Genomic DNA, 22,288 nt, shown 5'->3' with positions numbered 1-22,288 from the left:
GCGTATCTTAGAACTCCATCCCCGCGGCGCCGAGGACAATCTCGCCATCGAATTCGGAGCGGGCTGCCTCCAAAGTAGCTTGCGCATCGCCCCACGGCTGAATGTGGATGAGCACCAGCTTGCCCACACCCGCCTCGCGTGCCGCCCTACCGGCTTCCGCGCCCGACATGTGCATGTCCGGCGCCTTGCCCTCAGAGGTCTCGCCCCAGGCCGCCTCGCAGAGGAAGATATCGGCACCACGGGCGGCTTCGACAAGCGCGGGCGTATACGAAGAGTCACCGGAATAGGTAATGGTGTGCCCGGTCTTCGTGTGCTCCACGCGCAAGGCATAGGCCTCTACCGGGTGGTTTACCGGGAAGGGAGTGATATAGACATCATCCACGAGCTGGCGCTCGCCCGGCTCCCAGGCACTAAAGGCGAAGGTATCGGACATGTCATCGATGCCATCGACCTCATCAGAGGACAGGCGACCCAGGTGCGTGGGCGTAGCTTTCGGCCCGAAGCACATATTGCGCGAAGCAGCCGGCGCGGTGGGATGGAAGCGGCGCCACACCATCAGGGAAGGAAAATCCAGGCAGTGATCGGCATGCAGATGGCTAAAGGCCACGTGCGCATCACAAGGATCCTGCTGCTGTTCCAGCTGCGCCAAGGTGCCAGGGCCCATGTCGAGGACGATGGACGGCGCATTATCGAAGGACAGCAAGTAGCCGGAGGCGGGATTCTGGGCGGTGGGGACGCTACCGGAGCAGCCTAGGATGGTCAGCTTCATGGGCTCAATAGTTCCATGAAATCACCCCGCATGCGTATTCAACGTGCAAACGGGGGAGAAATTCCACTTCCTTATGCAATCTGGGGGCCGAGAAAGCGCCTGGCAAGGCGGGCAAAAGCCTCCGGATCTCCGGTGGATTCAAAAGTGTGGACCGGCTGATTCTCTGCGGGGGCCAACATATCCGTTTCCGTGAGGATCCGCATCACATCCTTGGTGGTCTCCTCCGAAGAGGTCACCAGCGAGACATTATCGCCCATCGCCAGCTGGATGATCCCGGTCAACAGCGGATAATGCGTACAGCCTAGAACCAGCGTGTCTACCCCTTGTGCCTGCAGCGGGGCTAGGTAGCCCTCGGCGACGCCGAGGATCTGGCGGCCGGCGGTAATGCCGCGCTCGACAAAGGGAACAAAATCCGGGCAGGCGGTGGCAAAGGCCTGCACCTTGGGGTTGAGCGCAAAGAGATCCTGATAGGCGCCAGACTTGATGGTGCCTTCGGTGCCGATGACGCCGATTTTTCCGTTGCGCGTGGTGGACATGGCGCGGCGCACCGCGGGCCGGATGACCTCCACGATGGGGATATCGTAGCGCTCACGCGCATCGTGTAAGAAGGCGGCGGTGGCGGTATTGCAGGCAATGACCAGCATTTTGCAGCCGCGCTCCACCAGCCGATCGGCCACGTCTTGGGAAAAGGCGCGGACTTCAGAGATGGGCCGCGGGCCATAAGGGCTGTGAGCGGTATCGCCGGTATAGATGACGGATTCGTGCGGCAGCTGTTCCATCACCGCGCGGGCCACGGTGAGCCCACCCACGCCGGAATCAAAGATGCCGATGGGAGAGGTCGCAGTTGGCATTAGCGCTTCACTGCCTTAACCGGGTCGTCCGAGGTAATGGTCATACCGGCGAGGATTCCGCCGATGGCGCCGAAGAGGTGGCCCTGCCAGCTCACGCCCTCGTAGACGGGCAACACGCCCCACACCAAGCCGGAGTAGGCGAAGCCGAGCACGATGCCCAAGATGGTCTGGATGAGCGAGCGGTTAAAAATTCCGCGCACAATCAGGTACGCCAGCCAGCCATAGACCAAGCTGGAAGCACCGATATGCGAGGTACCGGGACCGCCGATAAACCAGGTTCCGAGGCCCGCAACCAGCGTGGTAATCAGCGTGACCTCCCACCAGGCCTTGCGGCCGGAAAGACCGATGAGGAAGCAAAAGATGGCGCCGGGCACCGAGTTAGACATCAAGTGCTCAAAGTTCGCGTGGAGCAGTGGAGCGGCAAAAATCCCCCAAATGCCGTTGAAATCTAACGGGCGGATGCCGTAATTGGATAGCTGGCCGCCAAAGAGGAAGGCGTTGACAATATGGACTGCCCACTCCACGACAAGGAAGCCAAAGGCTATGGAAAAGCCGGTGGTGATGCGGCCGCTGCGGGTGTAATTCTTGGAATCGCCGCGATTGACCGGCCCCGAGGGCGCCGGCCGGTAGTTAGATATTCCGCCTGAAGTCATAATGCGCTTTATCTTAGTCCAGCAGATCGCGGTACGCGCTCAAGCCTAGGCCGGGATTGGCGGCGGTAACCGCGTTGGCGATAGCCTCCTCCACGGCATCGGCGGCCGCGGCGCATAGCTGGGTGATCTCCTGCGTGCTGAGTTCAGCTGGGCGCTGAGCGGTCGACAAGGCAAAGATGGTGTCGCCGTCTAGCGGTGAATGGGCAGGCCGCACCGCACGAGCGATGCCATCGTGGGCAGTCATTGCTAAGCGCTGGGCTTGGGCGGTAGTTACGGGGGCGTCGGTAAGCACGGCGCCGATGGTGGTATTGAGCTTGGCCTCCGCTGGGTGCGGCAAAGCGCGGTAGGCGGCAGCATTGACCGGGGTGCGCCCCGGCGCGCCGTACAGCCGGCCGGACTGCGGATCGATGACTTCGCCCACGGGGTTGGCGACCATCGCGGCGCTGACCTCGTAATCACCTACCCGGCGCGTGGCCAGGCCGAAGCCGCCACGCAGCTTGCCCGCGGTGGCGCCCACACCAGCTCCCACCGACCCCATGGATTCATCGCTGCCTGTGAGCGCGGCGTGCAACGCGGCTGTGCCTTCTTTCGGCCCAGGGCGGGAAGGCCCGACCAAGAGGTCAAAGATGACGGCTCCGGGGACGATGGGCACGCGCGGTCCAGGCTTATCCTCGCCAAAGACGGGAAAGCCAATCCCCTCGTGTGCCAGCTCATTCATTACGCCGTCGGCAGCGGCCAAACCAAAGGCGGAACCGCCCGCCAACACCACGGCGTGGACGCGCTCGACCGTATTATGCGGCTGCAAAAGGTCTGTTTCGCGGGTGCCAGGGCCGCCGCCGCGCACGTCGACGCTGCCGAGCGCTCCGCCGGGCCCGCAGTAGAGCACTGTGACTCCGGTATCGGTGCCGCTATAGTGCCCGATGCTTATGCCGTCCAGCATTAGTCCATCAGCACCTGCAGCAGCGAATCCTGGCAAAAGGCCAACCATTCCACGAGGCTGTCGCGGTCCAACATCAGGTTTTCATCGGAAACATCGCCTGCCGCAACATAGAGGCGCAAATCATTAAGGCCGGCAACAAAGGCTTGGGCCTCATGCTCACTGATCGTGACCTCTACCCCGCCGGTGGGGCCAAGGGCCGAACCGATGACCTGAAGGTTTTCTAGCTTGGCGCGCGCAATGTCATTCTCGTGCAGCGAGCGCAGCAAAGAAGCATCGCCTTCGTATTCCTCATCGCCGGGCATCTCAAAGTCTGGAAAGAGACGGGCCAGTGAAGGATCGTCCGGGGCTTCGGTGTGGCCGGTAGGCATGTCCAGCATCTCTGCTAGCTCATCCTTAGGTGCGGACTGCGCGCGCCCGATGATCGCCTCGGAGACGGTAGCGGTGAGATCACCTAATACCTCGCGCTCCATTGGCTCAAAAACGGCCGTTATCTTCGGCGCGCGCATAAGGGACTTCTTTTTCTTCCACGGTTGCATATATTTAACCTGCCTGCTGCATCGTTGCCCACAGACCCGCGATCTGGAGCTTTTTCACGTCTGCCTCAATTTTGTCGCGCTCGCCGCTGGAGACGGCGGCCTTGCCCTCAGTATGGACCTGCATCATGAGTTCATTGGCTCGCTTCTTGTCATATCCCAAAACGGTTTGGAATACGTAGGACACGTAGCTCATTAGGTTGACTGGGTCATCCCACACGATGCACATCCACGGGAGGTTCTCACTCGTGGCCACATCTACGTCGAGTTCTTCATCCAATTCGGGCGTAGCCATAGGAGAGCTCATGCGGACTACGGGAAATTGCGCCTTCATGCTTTCTAGCCTAACCACTTTTGGGGATTTATTGTGGGCCAGCCCAATCTAGCTGCGGACAATCTAGGCCCAAAGAATCTAAACCTCTGAAAAACACCTAGTCAGTGGGTATTATCACTCCCGTGAATGACAAAGCTATTCCTAATGATCGCTCCACTGCTCTACTGACGGATAAATACGAGCTCACTATGCTCCAGGCCGCGCTGCGAGACGGCTCGGCAAACCGCCAGGTCACCTGTGAGGTATTCGGCCGCCGTCTGCCCAATGAGCGCCGCTACGGCGTGGTTGCCGGCACCGAGCGGGTCCTGCGTGCGGTGGAGGATTTTCGCTTTTCGGCCAATCAGTTAGCAGAGATGGACTTCCTGGATGACAAAACCAAGGAATACCTGCGTCACTATCGCTTTTCCGGGCAGATTGACGGCTACCGCGAGGGTGAGCTTTATTTCCCCAACTCCCCCATCCTGACCGTGCGCGGCACTTTTGGTGAATGCTTAATCCTTGAGACCGTCATCCTGTCCATCCTGAATGCCGATTCCGCGGTGGCTTCGGCTGCTTCCCGCATGGTCACGGCTGCCGATGGCCGCCCGATTATCGAGATGGGCTCGCGCCGCACCCACGAGTATGCGGCGGTAACCGCCGCCCGCGCGGCCTACCTGGCTGGCTTCGAAGCCACCTCCAATTTGGAGGCAGGCTACCGCTACGGCATCCCGGTCTCCGGCACTGCCGCTCATTCCTGGACCTTGGCGCATACCAACCCGGACGACACCCCGAACGAAGAAGCCGCTTTCCGCTCCCAGATCGACACGCTGGGTGTAGAGACCACCCTGCTGGTCGATACCTATGACATCACCAAGGGCGTAGAAACCGCAGTGAAAGTAGGTGGCCCGCAGCTAGGTGGGGTCCGCATAGATTCCGGTGACTTGGGTGCGGTCACCCGCCGCGTACGCAAGCAGCTGGATGATTTGGGCAACCACAACACCAATATCGTGGTCTCCTCTGACCTCGATGAGTTTGCCATCGCTGGCCTGCGCGGCGATCCGGTCGACGTCTACGGCGTCGGTACGTCTGTGGCAACCGGGTCTGGCGCACCGACCGCCGGCATGGTCTACAAGGTAGTGGAGGTAGATGGCATCCCAGTGGCCAAGCGCTCTACTTCCAAGCAGTCCGTCGGCGGTGCCAAGCGCGCGCTACGCACCTACCGTTCCTCGGGCGTGGCGGTGGAGGAAATCGTCTACCCCTTTGAGGCACCGGCGCCAGATACCGGCCAGCTCGATACCCGCGAGATGACCATTCCGCTCATGCGCGATGGGCACATCGTTGACGGCTTGCCGGATCTGCATGCCTCTCGCGAGTATTTGGATCAGGCCCGCAAGACCCTGCCGTGGGAAGGCCTGGCGCTCTCGCGCGATGAGGCGGCCGTGCCCACGCGGATGGTGGGCTTTAAAAAGTAGGTCGCTAGACTGTGTGGGGTGAGTGAGCACGCAGATGAGCCCCTAAACCTCGACACGGAAACGCTGCTGGGCAAGGCCGTTGACGCGTTGGGCGGCAGCCGGCGCGAAGGTCAGGTGCGCATGGCCACCGCCGTCTCGGCCGCGCTCGAAAAGGAGCGCCACCTAGCAGTGCAGGCCGGTACCGGTACCGGTAAATCCCTGGCCTACTTGGTCCCGGCTATCCGGCATGCGATGAACTCGGGGTCCACCGTCATCGTCTCCACCGCGACGCTAGCCTTGCAGCGCCAGCTGGTGGAGCGCGATCTGCCGCGGCTTACTAAGGCCCTCGCCCCTGTGATGGAGCGTACGCCCACCTTCGCCATCATGAAGGGCCGCAATAACTACCTGTGCATGAATAAGATTGCGGCTACGCCGGATGACCCGGAAGCTCTTATCGACGAATCCGAGATATCCCACCGCGGCAAGGCAGTGCGCCGCATCCACGAGTGGGCACAGGAAACCGACACCGGTGACCGCGATGATCTAGAGCCGGGCGTGCCGGACTTGGTGTGGCGGGCGGTGTCCGTAACGTCCAACGAGTGCTTAGGCGCGTCGCGCTGCCCGCACGGGCCGGATTGCTTTGCGGAAGAGGCACGCAGGGCGGCTGCCGACGTCGACATCGTGGTCACCAACCACGCCATGCTCGCCATCGACGCGGTTTCTGAGGCAAATATCTTGCCGGAGCACGACGTCGCCATTATCGATGAGGCCCACGAGCTCGACGGCCGCATCACCTCTGTATCTACCGCAGAGATTACTACCCGCGCCATCAAGATGGCCGCCAACCGCGCGAAGTCGCTGGGCAATGCTGGCAGCCTCTCGGACTTGGCCGAGGAATTCGATGACCTGATGAAAATCCAAGAGCCAGGCCGTTGGACCGACTTAGATGAAACCTCCCAGGGCCACCTGCGCGCGCTTGCCGACGAATTCCTGCGCGTTAGGTCCCTCATTTCTCACGCACCAGAAGGCGAGGCTACCGACGATCCGGAGAAAAACGCCGAGCGCCAAAACTTGAGCAACCACCTCTCCGACCTCGCGCAAGCCGTAGCGCGCATGCTGGAGGTTTTCGCCACCGATGACCCGGCCAAACAAGACGACGTCGTCTGGCTCGAGCGCGATCCGCGCAGCGACGCCGAGACCCTCGCCGTGGCGCCCCTTTCCATCGCCCACATGCTGCGCGAGAACCTCTTTGGGGAGCAGACGGTGGTGCTGACCTCGGCCACCCTCGCCCTCGGCGGCCGCTTCGATGCCATGGCCGCGCAGTGGGGCATGCCGAGCGGCACCTACGACACCTTGGACGCGGGCACGCCTTTCGACCCAGCCAAATCCGGCATCCTGTACACCGCCAAGCACCTACCCGCGCCGGGCCGCGATGGCCTGCCCAAAGAAACCATCGATGAGATCTACGAGCTCATTATGGCCGCCGGCGGGCGCACGCTTGGTCTGTTCTCCTCCCGCCGCGCCGCGGAAGAGGCGGCCACCGCCCTCAAGCCGCGCATCCCCTTTGACCTCTTCGTGCAAGGCGAGGATTCCATCGGCGCACTGGTAGAAAAATTCTCCCAGAAGGAAAACTCCTGTCTCTTCGGCACGCTTACCCTGTGGCAAGGCGTGGACGTGCCGGGGCCGGCCTGTTCGCTGGTCATCATCGACCGCATTCCGTTCCCCCGGCCGGACGATCCCCTCATGCAGGCGCGCGCCCAGGCAGCCGATGCTGCGGGCCGCTCCGGGTTCATGGAGGTTTCCGCCAACCACGCCGCCTTGCTCATGGCACAGGGCGCAGGCCGCCTGCTGCGCCACGTGACCGACCGCGGGGTGGTGGCCGTGCTCGATAGCCGCTTGGAGTATAAGCGCTACGGCAGCTTCCTCAAGGCCTCCATGCCGCGCTTTTGGCAAACCACCGACCCGGATACGGTGCGCGGCGCGCTTAAGCGATTGGTCGCCGCAGGGCGCACACGGTAGCCGAGTCCGGCGCAATCTCCGTAAAGCCGGCGTCTACGATGACCACGGCGCCGTCCTGCGCACAGGCGGTGCGAAAATCTTTTCCGGACACCTCGCGAACCGAAAGCTTAAAACCGGTGTCGGCCCAGGCACGGGCCTCCCCCACCGACATCGCCGCGGCGAGCATCATCGAACCGTGGCCCACCTGCGCTGCGGCCTTGCCTGCAGACATGTTGAGGCTGCGGTCGACGTAGATAACGGGGGCATCGCCAAGCGGGGCTCCCGGCTCATCATAAGCAAGGTCAGTGTGACCGATTTGCAGCTTGCCGATGAGCGGATCCACCTCCCCCACAGCCGAAGGCGCGAAGGCCCGGGCACGGTCCGCCACGGTCACGCCGGGCAGGCTCTGCACATCGCGCCAGGCCTTATTGCGGGCCCGGCGGGCGATCTTGCGGATGCGGTGGCCGTACCACTGGCCCAGGGCGTGGGCGAAGGCCCCGTCCTCCCCCGCGCGCTCGTCCAAGCACACGGCCACAACGGCGCTGGCGGCCGCCTCCAGCACCTCCGTGCGCGCCGGCGGCTCCTGCTTTGGCAGGTTAAGCGCAATCTGCATCGCTTGGATGGTGGAGGGCTCGTCAGGGTTTTCTGGGTCATCGCGCCACGAGCGCGAGTCACAAGCTTCTACCAAGCGCTGGTGGGCGATTTCAAACTTATCCACGCACAACTTCCTCGGCCGGGATTCCCAAAATCTGTAGTACTTCATCCAGCCGCCGGTGATTTACCGAGGTATCCGCCGCTTCTTGCAGCGCCGGCTTAGCGTTAAAGGCGATGCCCAGTCCCGCGGCGGTAATCATATCGATGTCATTGGCACCATCGCCCACGGCGACCGTCTGGCGCATGCCTACCCCGGAATCTGCGGCGAATTCCCGCAGGAATTCCTCCTTGGCCTTGCGGTCAACCACCTTGCCGGTTACGCGGCCGGTGAGCTTGCCATCGGCGATTTCCAAGGTATTGGCGCGGACGTAATCTAGTTGCATTTCTGCGGCTAGTCCCTCCAGGACTTGAATGAACCCGCCCGAGACCACAGCGGTGCGATAACCGATGCGGTTGAGCGTGGCAATAGTCTCGCGGGCACCGGGGGTCAGTTGAATCTCGCGGGCTACTTCATCAACGATGGAAGCATCCAGGCCGGCCAAAACGGCCACGCGCTCGCGCAGGGACTCCTCAAAGTCCAATTCGCCGCGCATAGCCCGGGCCGTGATGGCGGCAACCTCTTCCTCCTTGCCGGCGTGCGCGGCCAGCATCTCGATGACCTCGCCTTGAATGAGGGTGCTATCGCAGTCGAAGCAGACGAGGCGCTTGGAACGCCGGCCCAGACCCGCCGGTTCGATGGCAATGTCGATGCCAATCTGCTGTGCCAGCTCTGCCAGCGCCTGGCGTACGGGTGCCGCGGAACCATCGAGGGACAAGAAAAGCTCTAGGCCGGTCAGTGGAGAGGTGGAAAGCCCGCGGATGCGATCGATATTGGCATCGAAGTTGGCCAATACGCGGGCGACCTCCTCTACGTGGTGGGCGGTTACTTCCGTTCCCATGAGGACCACCGCATGCGTAGAGCGAGCTCGCGCGCTAGATTCCTCCTCCCGTACGTCCACGGATACCTGCTGCCCGTAGATGCTCAAGGTATTGCGCAACCCCTGTGCAATCTGCTCGGCGCGCGCACTGGGAATGCGGGTATGGGCAGCGAGGGTGATACGGCCGGAAAAGATGGCCTGTTCGACGTCGACAAGCGCGGCGCTATAAGACGCCAACACGCGGAAGAAGGCAGCCGAGACCCCAGGTTTGTCCGGTCCAGTGGTGGTAATGACGGCATAGGTATCAACTTGGGTACTCACGCGGCCCATTATCGCACGTGGGGCAAATAAGATACGCCAAAGCCGCCTCCCACGGCCCTTGGCGGGCTGGGAGGCGGCTTAAGTCAGGAGTGCTTTAGCGAGTTATATCGCTTTAGTGGCTACCCACGTGTGCTTCTTCGCGCATGCGCTGAACCATGTGCGGGTAGTGCAGCTCGAAGGCCGGACGCTCGGAGCGGATACGCGGCAGCGACACGAAGTTGTGGCGCGGCGGCGGGCAGGAGGTTGCCCACTCGAGGGAATTGCCGTAGCCCCATGGGTCATCCACGGTAACAATCTCGCCGTAGCGCCAGGACTTGAACACGTTCCAAATCAGCGGGATAACGGAAGCGCCCAAGACGAAGGAGAAGATGGTGGAAATCTGGTTGAAGACCGTGAAGCCATCGGACTCCAGGTAGTCAGCGTAACGACGCGGCATACCCATGTTGCCGACCCAGTGCTGAACCAGGAAGGTGCCGTGGAAGCCGATGAAGGTCAACCAGAAGTGAATCTTGCCCAGACGCTCGTCCAGCATGCGGCCGGTCATCTTCGGGAACCAGAAGTACAGGCCGGCGAAGGCGGAGAATACAACCGTACCGAACAGGGTGTAGTGGAAGTGTGCAATCAGGAAGTAGGACTCAGCCAGTTGGAAGTCCAGGGCCGGGGATGCCAGCATAACGCCGGTCATGCCGCCGAACAGGAAGGTTGCCATGAAGCCCATGGCGAAGATCATCGGGGTATCCCAGGTGATATGGCCCTTCCACATGGTGCCGACCCAGTTGAAGAACTTAACGCCGGTTGGAACCGCAATCAGGAACGTCATGAAGGAGAAGAACGGCAGCAGGATAGCGCCGGTGACGAACATGTGGTGTGCCCACACAGCCATGGACAGGGAGCCGATGGCCAGCAGTGCGAAGACCAGGCCGATGTAGCCGAAGACCGGCTTGCGGGAGAAGACCGGAACGACCTCAGACACAACGCCGAAGAACGGCAGCGCGAGGACGTAAACCTCAGGGTGGCCGAAGAACCAGAACAGGTGCTGCCACAGGATGGCGCCACCATTAGCGGAATCGTAGATGTGGCCGCCCAGCTTGCGGTCATACAGAACGCCCAGTGCCGCAGCGGTCAGCAGTGGGAAAATCATGAGCACGATGGCGGATGCGGTAAACACAGCCCAGCTGAAGACCGGCAGACGGAACATGGTCATGCCCGGTGCGCGCAGGGTCAGGATGGTCGTAATCATGTTGATAGCGGAGGCAATGGTACCGACACCGGTAGCGCCCACGCCGACAATCCACATATCCGCGCCGATGCCCGGGGTGTGGACACCATCAGCCAGCGGCATGTACATGGTCCAGCCGAAGTCAGCCGCACCACCTGGGGTAACGAAGCCCAACAGCATGACGATGCCGCCCAGCAGGGTAACCCAGAAGCCGAAGGCATTCAGACGCGGGAAGGCCACGTCCGGCGCACCAATCTGCAGCGGCAGAATGTAGTTACCAAAGCCCCACACAACTGGGGTTGCAAACAGCAGCAGCATCACGGTGCCGTGCATGGTGAACAGCTGGTTGAACTGCTCATTGGACAAGAACTGAAGACCCGGGGTGAACAGCTCCGCGCGGATCAACAGTGCCATAAAGCCACCGAGGAAGAAGAAGCTGAAGGACATGATCAAGTACATGATGCCCAGCTGCTTGTGGTCGGTGGTGGTTAGAAATACCCAAGCCTTTGAACCGGTCTTCGCGTTACCGGTTGGCTCTGGACGTGTGGGGGCGACGTAATCGTCGACCCGTGGCGCCACAGCGGTCATAAAATCCTCCTGAATAACAAAGTGTCTGTGGACAGACTCCACCTACACCTAGGTTTACTCGCCTTATATTAGGCCATTTTCCCCTCTTCTTTCCAGCTTCCCCCAATACTCGGACACAAGGACACACCTCACCACTGACCACATCTGCCACATTGCCCCTGCACGTGGCGCAGCCACTATTTCCTCCTACGGTTTTCGCCAAAGATGCAGCGTGCTATATGTCACAGTCGCGCCGAATTGTGCGGCCCCAAAACGTAAAAACACACCCCCGCTCGTTATCAACCTTTCGGTTGAGTTCGAGCAGAAGGTGTGCCGCTAGACCACGCTGATCAGCGGGAATGCTTAGAAGTCCCAGTCATCATCCGTAGTGTCCTCAGCCTTGCCGATGACATAGGAAGAACCCGAACCAGAGAAAAAGTCATGGTTCTCGTCGGCGTTCGGCGACAACGAGGACAAGATAGCCGGGGAAACGCGGGTCTCATCGGCCGGGAAGAGCCCCTCGAAGCCCAAGTTATTCAACGCCTTATTGGCGTTGTACCGCAGGAAGCGCTTAACGTCCTCGGTCCAGCCCAGGTCATCGTAGAGATCCTCGGTGTAGTCGATCTCATTGTCATAGAGGTCATAGACCAAGTCGAAGGTGTATTCCTTCAGCTCCGCCTGGCGCTCTTCATCCAGCTGCTTATACGCCTGCTGGAACTTATAACCAATGTAGTAACCATGCACAGCCTCATCGCGGATGATCAGGCGGATGATATCGGCGGTGTTGGTGAGCTTCGCACGGGAGGAGAAGTACATCGGCAGGTAGAAGCCGGAGTAGAACAGGAAGGACTCCAGCAGCGTGGACGCCACCTTCTTCTTCAGCGGATCGTCGCCCTTGTAGTAGGACAAGATGATCTTGGCCTTCTTCTGCAGGTTCTCGTTTTCTTCGGACCAGCGGAAGGCGTCGTTGATCATCGGCGTGGACGCCAGGGTCATAAAGATATTGGAATAGGACTTGGCGTGCACGGACTCCATGAAGGCGATATTGGTGTAGACCGCTTCCTCATGCAGAGTCTGGGAATCCGGAAGGAGGGAAATCGCACCCACTGTGCCCTGGATGGTATCCAGCAGCGTCAGGCCGGTAAAGACCCGCATGGTGGTTTCCTTTTCCTTCTCCGTCAGCGTCTTCCAGCTGGGAAGGTCATTGGAGACTGGAACCTTTTCCGGCAACCAGAAGTTACCGGTGAGACGGTCCCACACTTCAAGGTCCTTTTCATCCGGGATGCTATTCCAGTTAATGGCTTCAACTGGCTTTTCATGACTAGAAAGATAGTCATCGTACTCGTGCGACACGCGGCGTCACTCCAATACATAATACGGACAATTTTAGCTCCCCAGCATACCCAATTCGGCCGCCCCTCTAAGCCATTGTGCTGGATACCACTTACCTATACTGATCCCAGTTACTTCGGAGCATGCAAAGAAAGGATTTCCGCATGAGCGCTACCCCTCCCCTACTCGGCTCCGTGGTGGATCAGCTCGGCGCGGATATAGTAAGCGGAGACCTCGCGGAGGGCGAGCGGTTCCGGCTGGGGGACGTCGAAAAGCGCTTTGGCATCTCCCGCACCGTAGCCCGAGAGGCCATGCGCGCTTTGGAGCATCTCGGCATGGTGAGCTCTGGGCGCCGCGTGGGCCTCACGGTGCTACCGATGGAGAAGTGGGCGGTATATGACCCAGCGATCATTGGCTGGCGCTTAGACAACGATAAAACGCGCGGGCAGCAAGTGGCCCGGCTCAACGAGCTAAGGCTTGGCATCGAACCGGTGGCCGCGCGTCTAGCTGCCGGCAACGCCACCGCCCAGCAGCGGGCGGAATTGCTGCGCCTCGCCGCGCGATTGGCCGAGCTGGAATCCACCCCGTCTCCGCGCGTGGGCGAAGAATTGGAAACCGATCTCCGCTTCCACACCCTCATCCTGCGGGCCTCCGGCAATGAAATGCTCGCCGCGCTCGCCCCCTCCCTAGTGGCGATGCTCAAGGGCAAGTCCGTCTTCGGCTCCCGCAAACGCGACCCCATCAGCGGCACCACACAGCTGCACATGGAACTGGCCCGCGCCATTGATGCCGGGCTTGCCGACGCCGCCGAAGAAACCTCCCGCACCATTCTCGACCGCACTAGGGCCGAAAACGGCTAAACGCCTCGATGCACGTCCTTCCCCGCGACGTGCATCGAGGCACCCTACCACCGGTTTAGAGCATGCAGGATACGCAGCCCTCGACCTCGGTGCCCTCCAGCGCCATCTGGCGCAGGCGGATGTAGTACAAGGTCTTAATGCCCTTGCGCCACGCATAAATCTGCGCGCGGTTGACCTCACGAGTGGTCGCGGTGTCCTTGAAGAAGAGCGTGAGCGATAGGCCCTGGTCCACATACTTCGTGGCTACGGCATAAGTATCGACGATCTTCTCGTAGCCGATCTCATAAGAATCCTTGAAGTACTCCAGGTTGTCATTATCCATGTGCGGTGCCGGGTAGTAGACGCGGCCGATCTTGCCCTCCTTGCGGATCTCAATCTTGGAGGCAATCGGGTGGATGGACGAGGTGGAGTTATTGATATAGGAAATCGAACCCGTCGGCGGTACCGCCTGCAGGTTGCGGTTATACAGGCCGTACTTAGCCACGTCCTGCTTCAAGTCCTCCCAGTCCTGGGCGGACGGGGTGTGGATCGAAGAGGCGTCGAAAAGCTCCTGTACCTTCTTGGTCTTCGGCTTGAACTCTTCCGGATCGTAGCGGTCAAAGAATTCGCCCGAGGCATACTCGGACTGGGGGAACTCCGTGAAGTACTCGCCGCGCTCGCGGGCAATCTTATTGGAGGCACGCAGCGCCGCATACAAAATGGCGGCAAAATAAGCATTGGTAAAGTCCAAGCCCTCTTCCGAGCCATACTCGATGTGTTCGCGGCCCAAGTAACCGTGCAGGTTCATCTGGCCCAAGCCGATGGCGTGGGACTCATCATTACCACGGCGCACGGACGGCACGGAGTCAATGGAGGTCTTATCCGCCACGGCGGTCAGGCCGCGGATGGCGGTTTCCACCGTATTGGCAAAGTCCGGCGAATCCATGGTCATCGCGATATTCAGGGAACCCAAGTTGCAGGAAATATCGCTGCCCAACTCCTCATAGGTCAGGTCCGCGTTGAATTCGGATGCGGAGTTAACCTGCAGGATTTCCGAGCACAGGTTGGACATGTTGATCCACGAGGTCTTCACTGGGTTCGCGCGGTTTACGGTGTCCTCGAACATGATGTACGGGTAACCGGACTCGAACTGTAGCTCTGCCACGGTCTGGAAGAAGTGGCGGGCGTTGATCTTCTTCTTGCGGATGCGTGGGTCTTCCACCATCTCCTCATAGTGCTCGGTCACGGAGATGTCACCGAAGGCCTTGCCATAGACGCGCTCGACGTCATACGGCGAGAAGAGGTACATATCATCATTGCGCTTAGCCAACTCAAAGGTGATATCCGGCACGACGATGCCCAGCGAGAGGGTCTTAATGCGTATCTTCTCATCCGCATTCTCGCGCTTGGTGTCCAGGAAGTTCATGATGTCTGGGTGGTGCGCGTTGAGGTAAACCGCACCGGCACCCTGGCGGGCACCGAGCTGGTTGGCGTAGGAGAAGGAATCCTCCAGCAGCTTCATCACGGGGATGACGCCGGAAGACTGGTTCTCAATGTGCTTAATTGGTGCACCGGACTCGCGGATATTAGACAGCAGGAGGGCCACGCCGCCGCCACGCTTGGAAAGCTGCAGCGCGGAGTTGATGGAGCGGCCAATGGACTCCATGTTGTCCTCGATGCGCAGCAGGAAGCAGGAGACGAGCTCGCCGCGCTGGGCCTTGCCGGCGTTGAGGAAGGTCGGGGTAGCCGGTTGGAAGCGGCCGGTCATGATCTCGTCTACGAGGTGCTCCGCTAGGCCAGTATCGCCATCCGCCAAAAATAGAGCCGTCATGGAGACGCGGTCTTCAAAACGCTCCAAGTAGCGGCGTCCGTCGAAGGTCTTCAGCGTGTAGCTGGTGTAGTACTTATACGCGCCCAGGAAGGACTTGAAGCGGAACTTATAGGAATAAGCGCGCTTGAATAGCTCCTTAATAAAGGAGAAATCATACTGCTCAATGACCTGCGGGTCGTAGTACTTGTTATTAATCAGGTAATCGATCTTTTCTTCCAGATCATGGAAGTAGACTGTGTTTTGATTAACGTGCTGCAGGAAGAATTGGTTAGCGGCCTCGCGGTCTTTCTCAAACTGAATCTTGCCGTTATCATCGTAGAGATTCAGCATCGCGTTCAGAGCGTGGTAATCCAACTGCTCTTCTGGCTTTACTGGCTCGGCGACGGTCTTCCCCAATTGCGTACTCACAGCTGACAAGGCCTTTCTTAAAAATCAGGATCTTTATTTAAGTCGTAGTGGGCGCTAGGCCGCGGCCTCGAGCCCGAGCTCGGCGGCGTTAGCCAATAAACCTTCACGACAAATTTTTATATCGTCATCGTTTCCCAGCAACTCGAAACGATATACATAGGGCACTTTACATTTGGCACTGATGACGTCACCAGCCTTGCCAAAATCGGCACCGAAATTGCTATTACCACCAGAGATTACCGCGCGAATGAGGCTGCGGTTGTGCTCATCATTGAGGAACTTAATAACCTGCTTTGGCACGGGCCGAGAGTTTTGGTGGCTGATGGAAGCGCCCCCGCCATAGGTGGGGCACACCAAGACATAAGGTTCGTTGACCTTGAGGAGCTCCTCCGTGCGGCGCAGCGGAATGCGCGCGCTGGGAAAGCCCAGTTTCTGCACGAACCGGTGCGTATTTTCCGTCGCGGAGGAAAAATACACGACCAACATAGCTACTGGCCTCCCCTACCTCTTAGGCGGATGCCGCTACGGAAGCCAAGCCCTTGATACGGTCAGGGCGGAAACCGGACCAGTGCTCGCCATTAGCTTCAACTACTGGTGCCTGAACGTAGCCCAGTGCCATGACGTAATCACGGGCTTCATCATCAACAGAAATATCGACCAAGCTGTAATCGAGACCGGCGCGGTCGAGGGCCTTCTTGGTGGCATTGCACTGGACGCAAGCTGGCTTGGTGTAAACGGTGATAGACATATAGATCCTTAAAGCTCCTGCATTGAAAAATTCGTCAGAGCGGGGAGCGTTTTCCCGCCTAAACGGGCGCTTCCTGCGCCGCTCTGAGCAACATCAACGACACTATACTTTGGGGGAAATACCCGCAACTAACACAATATGTAGTAGTTACAGCCATGGTATTCCCAGGATGGCACACCCCCGGACCCCACATGTTGACCACACCTAAGGACAGCCATGAAACTACACCAATGGGATTCCTGCAGGTTTACCTGGAGTTCACGATTTTGTGTGTCAAAGTTCACATTTAAGGGACTGGCGGCCCGCCCTGGGCCCCGCTTATCGGCGCCCCCTCAGAGACGCAGGTCGACGGGTTCGGCCCCTCCCCCGGGGCGCGCTTCAGGCCAAAAATGACCTGACTCAACACCGTCCGGTTGGTCGGCAGCTTGTCGTGCCGAGGAGCCACGCCGCAGACCTCGCCCAGGTCGAGGTTGACCACATCGGCGCCGTCGACAAGCGCCAGCTGCGAAGAACTATTCGGAGTCACCGTCGTATCCCCCGGCGAGTAAATGGAGGTATAAAGCACGCCTGGCGCGGTATCTGGCAGCGCATTGAGCCGTTTCATAAACTCCGACCCCACTACTTGCTGGATACCGGCCGTACTAGCCAGGAAGGCGGCGAGGTGAGGTGCGAAGGCAATGAATTTAGAAAGCGTCTCCCCCTGCCCGTTAAGCGTGGTGCCGTGGAAGTTGCCACCTAGCGCCACCGCATGGGACACATGACCCGCCCCATCATGCATCTGTGTATACGTCTTGATGTGCATACCGCCCTGGGAATGGCCCACCAAGTTCACCTTGTCCGAGCCAGTGACCTCGCGGACATAGTCCACCTGATCCGCAATTTCCGCGGCCGAATCATCTAGGTCCGCGATGGCTTTGACGCTTGGAATCATATTCTGCAAGGTGACATCATCGGCGCCGTAGTCAAAGGCCCACACGCACGCCCCCTGATCTTGTAAGAGATGGACCAAATTTCCCCACACGGAAGCATTATTCGAGGTTCCATGCAGCAGCACAACGGGCTCAGTGATGTCCCCTGAAGGCACACAGGACGGGTCATTGATGCCAAGGGACTCCGGTGCAGAGGATTCCCACTGTGGTTCTGCGGCATGAGCCACTGGGGCAGACAATCCGAGTGCGGCGGCAGTGAGCGCGGCAACGATTCGCTGGGACATTATTCTTCTTTCTCACGACATAAATAGACAAAATAATTATATTCATATATTTGCCTTTATGCTCACCGGGGCTGAAGAGAATGTATCCTTTTGTGCCAGGGCTCACGCATGAAAAAATCCGCCCCACTCCGGAAAGCCGGAGGGAGCGGATGGAATCGCGTCTCAATTAGCCCTGACGAGCCTTGAAACGGGGATCCTTCTTGTTGATCACGAAGACCTTACCGTGGCGGCGAATAACCTGGGCGCCCGGCTTCTTCTTCAGCGACCGAAGGGACTTACGGACCTTCATCGGGCGCTCCTTTCGTTATGCGCAATCTACATGCGGTTGAATAAGTAAAGCACGGACTGGGAATCCCCAGCCATGACACGAGGAAAAATGTTACCTCACACGGCCGTCAATACCAAAACACTAAGGCTTCACGGGTGCGGACTCGCGCTCGTAGCGCGACTTCATCTCCTCGCCTACCTCATCCAGGCTACGTCCCATAGTCTCTGGAACCAAAACCTTGGTGTAGCCGATGGCAATGAGACCAAAGACTCCGAAGACGATAAACGCCACCGGGCCGGTCAGCCACTCCACTAGCGGCAGGAAGTACTGCGCCACGGCCCAGTTGGTGGCCCATAGCGAGAGCCCCGCAATGCCCATGCCTAGGCCGCGCACCTGCAGCGGCACCAGCTCGGAGATGAGTAGCCAGGTAGTGGGCGACACTGCGGCCTGCTGGAAGGCGATAAACAGCGCCATAAAGACCAACGAGACCATCGCCATAGCGGTGGAGTCCTGCGCATGGGAATAGGCAAAGGAGAGGATAAACAGCGAGACCACGTTGCCGGTCAGGCCGGTAAGCAATAGTCGCTTTCGCCCAATGCGGTCCACGACCTTGAGCCCCACCCAGCAAGCCAGCACGGATACCGTGCCGATAACGATGGAGGTATAAACCGAGTTGGCCGTGGAAATCCCCACCTGGTTCATCATGGTCGGCGCGAAGTACACGATGGCGTTGACGCCGGTGATCTGCTGCGTCAGCCCCATCAGCATGGCAAGCAGCACCGTAATCTGCATCCACCGATTGGCCTTCAGCGCCTTCCATTCGGATCCGCTGGACTTTCGCGCGGTCTCCTGCGAGGTCAGCTCCGAAATATCCATCCCGGCGCGCCCGGCAATCTCCTGGGCGCTAGCCATGTGGCCGTTAGTAGCCAGCCATACCGGCGTCTCTGGCAGGAAAGCCATTCCGAGCGCCAGCGCTAGGCCCGGCACGGCGGCTAGGCCCAGCATCCACTCCCAGCTACCGGTAGAAGCCAGCGCGGAGTTGACCAGGTAGGCCATCAACTGGCCCACCACAATCGCTAGGGTATTGAGCGAGACCATGCGCCCGCGCACTTTGGCGGGCACGATCTCCGCGATGTACATGGGGGACACGATGGAGACTGCACCCACGGCAAAGCCCAAAAAGGTGCGCGCCGTTGCCAGCATTCCCACCGAGCCGGACAGGGCGCACCAGACGGAGCCCAGCACGAAAATGATGCCGCCGGCAATCAGCGTAAGCCGCCGGCCGAATCTATCGGCGATGCGCCCGGCCGTCAGCGCCCCTACTGCAGCACCCACGAGCAGCATCGAGGTCACCCACCCCTCTTGGTGCGCGCTCATATCGAATGCGGGGCTAATAAAAAGCAAGGCACCGGACATCACGCCGGTGTCGTATCCAAATAGCAGCCCGCCCAGGGCCGCTATGCCAGCTACTACCTTGACATAAACTTCCTTATTCACAGCACAATATTGTGTCAGGCGGCTACCATGAACGTCATGTCGAACGATGCCGAAAATCTGCAGCAAACCATCATAAAAGCCCTGGGTGTGCGCCCCTTTATCGATCCAGAAGCCGAAGTGCAGCGCCGCGTGGATTTCCTGGTTGATTACCTGCGCACCACCGGCGCTAAAGGCTACGTGCTGGGTATCTCTGGCGGCCAAGACTCCACCTTGGCGGGAAAGCTTGCGCAGCTGGCGGTGGAGCGCGTCGACGGCGCGGAGTTTTGGGCCGTGCGCCTACCCCACGGCGTGCAGGCCGATGAGGACGACGCCCAGATTGCTTTGGATTTCATCCAGCCCGATCACCGCCCCGCCGTCGATATCAAGCCGGCCACCCTGGCCCTCGACGAGCAGGTGGCGGATGCGCTGCAGCTTGCCGACGTCACCGATTTCAACCGCGGCAATACCAAAGCGCGCCTGCGCATGACCGCCCAATACGCCATCGCAGGCGAGGTCGGCGCGCTAGTCATCGGCACCGACCATGCGGCGGAAAACGTCACCGCTTTCTTTACCAAGTGGGGCGATGGCGCGGCAGATCTCCTCCCTTTGGCCGGCCTCAATAAGCGCCAAGGCGCCGCCCTCCTAAAGCACCTCGGTGCCCCGCGCTCTACCTGGGAAAAGGTTCCCACCGCGGACTTGGAGGACGATAAGCCTCAGCTTCCTGACGAAGAGGCCCTCGGCGTCACCTACGCCCACATCGATGACTACCTAGAGGGCAAGGCGGTTCCCGACGCCGCCCGCGAACGCATCGAAACCTTATGGCACCGCGGTGCCCATAAGCGCATCATGCCGCAGGGGCCGAACCTTTAGCCCAGCGCCTCCAAGGTTGCGGCCGCCGCGCGCTCCAGCGGCCGGTTATAGCTAGCGCCGTGCGTAAGCGCATGCACCGCCAGCGGGTGCAGCTGGTGCATGGGAATCCACTTCTCTATGTCCTTCGGCGCACCATAACCCTGGAAGATTTCCTCGAGGTACGGTGCCCCGAAAAGCGCCAACATCCCCAAATCCGTATGCGGGTGCCCACCATGGGCGGCGGGGTCAATCATGATGCCGCCGTCGGACCCAAAAAGCAGGTTGCCCGCCCATAGATCGCCGTGGATGCGCGCCGGCGCCACATCCCAACTGCGCGCGGCGATGGCGTCGCAGGCACGCCTTACCAAGTCCAATTGCGCCGCACTTATCCCCGCCAGTTCCGCGAAGGGCAATACGCGCTGGTTAACGTAGAACTCGCCCCAATTATCCGTCCGGATGCAGTCTTGCTCGATGCTGCCGATGAAGTTTTTGCCTTCCCACCCGGTAGGAGGCGCGCCAAACGCTTCGGCTCCCGCACGGTGCATGCGCGCCAACTCCGCACCAAACTTCCTCGCCGCCTCCGGCGTGGGCATGACCTCGTCCACGCGCTCGGTAACGATTTCTAGCCCGTCAGCGCTTACGACGTTGACCACCGCGTCGGTGGCGTCCCCGAGCCACCGCAATCCGGCCGCCTCGGCACCTGCTTGATCCGTGTCGCGTACTCGCTTTGAAAAAGTCTGCATGCCACCCAGCCTAATCAGGCAAGGACATTTTTAAAGCTCCGGGTTATCGCGCGTGGGCAGCGCCATCATAAAGAGCAAGGCAATTCCACCGAGCACGGGAATGAACCCAATCAGGCATAACAGGCCCGTCCGCCCGGAATCATGCAAGCGCCGGCACATCAAGGAAACGACTGGAATCACAAGTACCGCGTCTGCAATAGATTCAATATCCACGCCAAAGTGCCGGTCGATAATGCCAATTGACACAGAAATCAACACGAGGAAGCCAAAGACCCACCAAAACTCACTCATGGACGCCCGGCCACGAAAGTTGAAGTACTTTACAAAGAACCTGCCCACTGCTTGCACAGGCGACGCCCCATAGAGCGCTTCGCGTGTAAAGAACCCTGTGGAATCACGATTCATTCTGCGCGCGAGCCCCTTTGATATTGACTGCATATACTCGGCTGCGCACCATGCTACCCACTTCCTATAAAGGAGGAGCAATGTACTCGGACGCCATCATCATCGGCGGCGGCTTTGCCGGCACCGCAGCCGCCATCACCTTGGCCCGCGCTAACCGAAATATTCAATTAATCGATTCCGGGGCTCCCCGCAATCGTTTCAGTGACCATGCCCACGGCATCCTTGGCCTCGATGGCGCGGCTCCCGCCGAGCTGCTTCAGCGCGGTCACGCGGAGGTCAAGAAATTCGGCGGAACCATTACCCAGGGCTCGGTGGAGAAACTCACCCGCACTTCCGAGTGCGAGCCTTGGCAGGCAAAACTTGCCAGCGGCGAGGTTCTCGAGTCCCGCCACGTTCTCATCGCGACGGGGCTCACGGACAAGCTCCCTGCAGTTCCCGGGCTCCGCGATTTGTGGGCCACCAGGGTCTTTCACTGCCCGTACTGCCATGGCTACGAAGCCACCGGGAAGAAGGTTGCGCTCATCGGCGGCGCGAATCCGCCTTTTACCATCCGCATTAGCAAGCTGCTGTCCACGTGGACGGACACGCTGACCTTCTATCCCAACGGCCTTGAGCTCACCGATCTCGATCGCACTCAACTCGCCGGATTAGGCGTAAAAGTAGTCGATGCAGAGGTGACACAGGTCCGGCCAGAGGAGACATCGTCAACCGGCGTAGTAGTGCAAAGCTCTGCTGGAGAAGACACCTATGAAGCATGCTTTACTGGGCCCGATTTTCTGCCCAATGACGCACTGCTGCGGGATGCCGGCTGCGAATCAGCCAATGGGTGGGTCAGCGTAGAGCATGGTCAGACTTCGGTATCGCGCCTGTGGGCGGCCGGCAATGTGGTCAGCTCGCCGGACCAAGTCTCGCAAGCGATGGGCAGCGGCGCGGCCGTGGGCATCGCCATCGATCAGCGCATGCTCGATGAGGATCTAGCGGAGCTCTAGC

General features: G+C 60.0%; 23 protein-coding genes. 5 read left to right on the top strand and 18 right to left on the bottom strand.

Annotated features, from left to right (window positions below):
* Positions 1 to 7: 7 nt before the first annotated feature.
* The 6 genes from BKN05_RS08465 to clpS all read right to left on the bottom strand — a co-directional run bounded on the left by BKN05_RS08465 (position 8) and on the right by clpS (position 4,080).
* Positions 8 to 769: an MBL fold metallo-hydrolase gene (locus tag BKN05_RS08465; protein ID WP_198491987.1), complete on the bottom strand. Its 762-nt coding sequence runs from the start codon at positions 767 to 769 to the stop codon at positions 8 to 10.
* A gap of 71 nt (positions 770 to 840) precedes the next feature.
* Positions 841 to 1,620: a glutamate racemase gene (murI, locus tag BKN05_RS08460; RefSeq protein WP_286688425.1), complete on the bottom strand. Its 780-nt coding sequence runs from the start codon at positions 1,618 to 1,620 to the stop codon at positions 841 to 843.
* Entirely contained in the window at positions 1,620 to 2,273 is a 654-nt protein-coding gene (locus tag BKN05_RS08455) for a rhomboid family intramembrane serine protease (protein ID WP_198491989.1), read from the bottom strand. The genes murI and BKN05_RS08455 overlap by 1 nt, the downstream gene beginning before the upstream one ends.
* A 13-nt stretch (positions 2,274 to 2,286) precedes the next feature.
* Positions 2,287 to 3,213 (bottom strand): P1 family peptidase, encoded by a 927-nt coding sequence (locus BKN05_RS08450; protein WP_286688424.1) that lies wholly within the window; start codon positions 3,211 to 3,213, stop codon positions 2,287 to 2,289.
* On the bottom strand, positions 3,213 to 3,749 hold the full coding sequence (locus BKN05_RS08445; RefSeq protein ID WP_286688423.1) for a DUF2017 domain-containing protein: 537 nt from the start codon (positions 3,747 to 3,749) through the stop codon (positions 3,213 to 3,215). The genes BKN05_RS08450 and BKN05_RS08445 overlap by 1 nt, the downstream gene beginning before the upstream one ends.
* A 4-nt stretch (positions 3,750 to 3,753) precedes the next feature.
* Positions 3,754 to 4,080 (bottom strand): ATP-dependent Clp protease adapter ClpS, encoded by a 327-nt coding sequence (gene clpS, locus BKN05_RS08440; RefSeq protein WP_005323948.1) that lies wholly within the window; start codon positions 4,078 to 4,080, stop codon positions 3,754 to 3,756.
* Between the two features lie 122 nt (positions 4,081 to 4,202).
* Here clpS and BKN05_RS08435 point away from each other — a divergent pair, with 122 nt between their 5' ends.
* Together BKN05_RS08435 and BKN05_RS08430 are read left to right on the top strand one after the other, a co-directional pair.
* The gene (locus BKN05_RS08435; protein ID WP_286688422.1) at positions 4,203 to 5,531 is read left to right on the top strand and encodes a nicotinate phosphoribosyltransferase; all 1,329 of its coding nucleotides are present in this window, start codon (positions 4,203 to 4,205) and stop codon (positions 5,529 to 5,531) included.
* 18 nt (positions 5,532 to 5,549) lie between these two features.
* On the top strand, positions 5,550 to 7,529 hold the full coding sequence (locus BKN05_RS08430; RefSeq protein ID WP_049377280.1) for an ATP-dependent DNA helicase: 1,980 nt from the start codon (positions 5,550 to 5,552) through the stop codon (positions 7,527 to 7,529).
* On the opposite strand, the gene BKN05_RS08425 is transcribed toward BKN05_RS08430, so the two are convergent.
* The 4 genes from BKN05_RS08425 to nrdF form a co-directional block, all read right to left on the bottom strand.
* On the bottom strand, positions 7,495 to 8,226 hold the full coding sequence (locus tag BKN05_RS08425) for an aminoacyl-tRNA hydrolase (protein WP_286688421.1): 732 nt from the start codon (positions 8,224 to 8,226) through the stop codon (positions 7,495 to 7,497). The two genes, BKN05_RS08430 and BKN05_RS08425, sit on opposite strands and share 35 nt — an antisense overlap.
* Complete coding sequence (gene serB / locus BKN05_RS08420; protein WP_286688420.1) at positions 8,219 to 9,409, bottom strand: phosphoserine phosphatase SerB; 1,191 nt, start codon at positions 9,407 to 9,409, stop codon at positions 8,219 to 8,221. Before serB ends, BKN05_RS08425 begins: the two co-directional genes overlap by 8 nt.
* Before the next feature lie 103 nt (positions 9,410 to 9,512).
* A complete protein-coding gene (ctaD, locus tag BKN05_RS08415; RefSeq protein WP_049378446.1) occupies positions 9,513 to 11,207 on the bottom strand; it encodes an aa3-type cytochrome oxidase subunit I in 1,695 nt (564 codons plus the stop codon).
* 342 nt (positions 11,208 to 11,549) lie between these two features.
* Positions 11,550 to 12,539, bottom strand: coding sequence for a class 1b ribonucleoside-diphosphate reductase subunit beta (nrdF, locus tag BKN05_RS08410; protein ID WP_049378445.1), 990 nt, complete (start codon positions 12,537 to 12,539; stop codon positions 11,550 to 11,552).
* 143 nt (positions 12,540 to 12,682) lie between these two features.
* Between nrdF and BKN05_RS08405 the strand changes: the two genes are divergently transcribed.
* Positions 12,683 to 13,378 carry a FadR/GntR family transcriptional regulator gene (locus tag BKN05_RS08405; RefSeq protein ID WP_200435271.1) on the top strand — a complete coding sequence of 232 codons (696 nt, stop codon included), beginning with the start codon at positions 12,683 to 12,685 and terminating at the stop codon, positions 13,376 to 13,378.
* Positions 13,379 to 13,433: 55 nt separating this feature from the next.
* Here the strand turns inward: BKN05_RS08405 and nrdE are convergent, their stop codons facing one another.
* The 6 genes from nrdE to BKN05_RS08375 all read right to left on the bottom strand — a co-directional run bounded on the left by nrdE (position 13,434) and on the right by BKN05_RS08375 (position 19,322).
* Positions 13,434 to 15,596, bottom strand: a complete 2,163-nt coding sequence (nrdE, locus tag BKN05_RS08400) for a class 1b ribonucleoside-diphosphate reductase subunit alpha (RefSeq protein WP_049378443.1) — start codon at positions 15,594 to 15,596, stop codon at positions 13,434 to 13,436.
* Between the two features lie 54 nt (positions 15,597 to 15,650).
* Positions 15,651 to 16,082: a class Ib ribonucleoside-diphosphate reductase assembly flavoprotein NrdI gene (gene nrdI / locus BKN05_RS08395; protein WP_049378442.1), complete on the bottom strand. Its 432-nt coding sequence runs from the start codon at positions 16,080 to 16,082 to the stop codon at positions 15,651 to 15,653.
* Positions 16,083 to 16,104: 22 nt separating this feature from the next.
* A complete protein-coding gene (gene nrdH, locus BKN05_RS08390) occupies positions 16,105 to 16,344 on the bottom strand; it encodes a glutaredoxin-like protein NrdH (protein WP_049378441.1) in 240 nt (79 codons plus the stop codon).
* 286 nt (positions 16,345 to 16,630) lie between these two features.
* The gene (locus BKN05_RS08385; RefSeq protein ID WP_286688419.1) at positions 16,631 to 17,557 is read right to left on the bottom strand and encodes an alpha/beta fold hydrolase; all 927 of its coding nucleotides are present in this window, start codon (positions 17,555 to 17,557) and stop codon (positions 16,631 to 16,633) included.
* A 166-nt stretch (positions 17,558 to 17,723) separates the two neighbouring features.
* Positions 17,724 to 17,846 (bottom strand): type B 50S ribosomal protein L36, encoded by a 123-nt coding sequence (gene ykgO / locus BKN05_RS08380; protein WP_003847162.1) that lies wholly within the window; start codon positions 17,844 to 17,846, stop codon positions 17,724 to 17,726.
* Between the two features lie 120 nt (positions 17,847 to 17,966).
* Complete coding sequence (locus BKN05_RS08375; protein ID WP_049378439.1) at positions 17,967 to 19,322, bottom strand: sugar porter family MFS transporter; 1,356 nt, start codon at positions 19,320 to 19,322, stop codon at positions 17,967 to 17,969.
* A 27-nt stretch (positions 19,323 to 19,349) separates the two neighbouring features.
* On the opposite strand from BKN05_RS08375, the gene nadE reads away from it, so the two are divergent.
* Complete coding sequence (gene nadE / locus BKN05_RS08370; protein ID WP_286688418.1) at positions 19,350 to 20,171, top strand: NAD(+) synthase; 822 nt, start codon at positions 19,350 to 19,352, stop codon at positions 20,169 to 20,171.
* Here nadE and BKN05_RS08365 read toward each other — a convergent pair.
* Positions 20,168 to 20,893, bottom strand: a complete 726-nt coding sequence (locus tag BKN05_RS08365; RefSeq protein WP_049378437.1) for a fructosamine kinase family protein — start codon at positions 20,891 to 20,893, stop codon at positions 20,168 to 20,170. The two genes, nadE and BKN05_RS08365, sit on opposite strands and share 4 nt — an antisense overlap.
* Before the next feature lie 30 nt (positions 20,894 to 20,923).
* Complete coding sequence (locus BKN05_RS08360; RefSeq protein ID WP_258172067.1) at positions 20,924 to 21,298, bottom strand: DUF805 domain-containing protein; 375 nt, start codon at positions 21,296 to 21,298, stop codon at positions 20,924 to 20,926.
* 80 nt (positions 21,299 to 21,378) lie between these two features.
* Between BKN05_RS08360 and BKN05_RS08355 the strand changes: the two genes are divergently transcribed.
* Positions 21,379 to 22,287: an NAD(P)/FAD-dependent oxidoreductase gene (locus tag BKN05_RS08355; RefSeq protein ID WP_049378435.1), complete on the top strand. Its 909-nt coding sequence runs from the start codon at positions 21,379 to 21,381 to the stop codon at positions 22,285 to 22,287.
* Position 22,288 lies beyond the last annotated feature (1 nt).

Origin of the sequence: Corynebacterium sp. S5S1 (assembly GCF_001913985.1) — a bacterium.
GTDB classification, from domain to species: domain Bacteria; phylum Actinomycetota; class Actinomycetes; order Mycobacteriales; family Mycobacteriaceae; genus Corynebacterium; species Corynebacterium marquesiae.
Note: the sequence above shows the minus strand (reverse complement) of the source record. Positions and strands in the feature narration are given on the sequence as shown.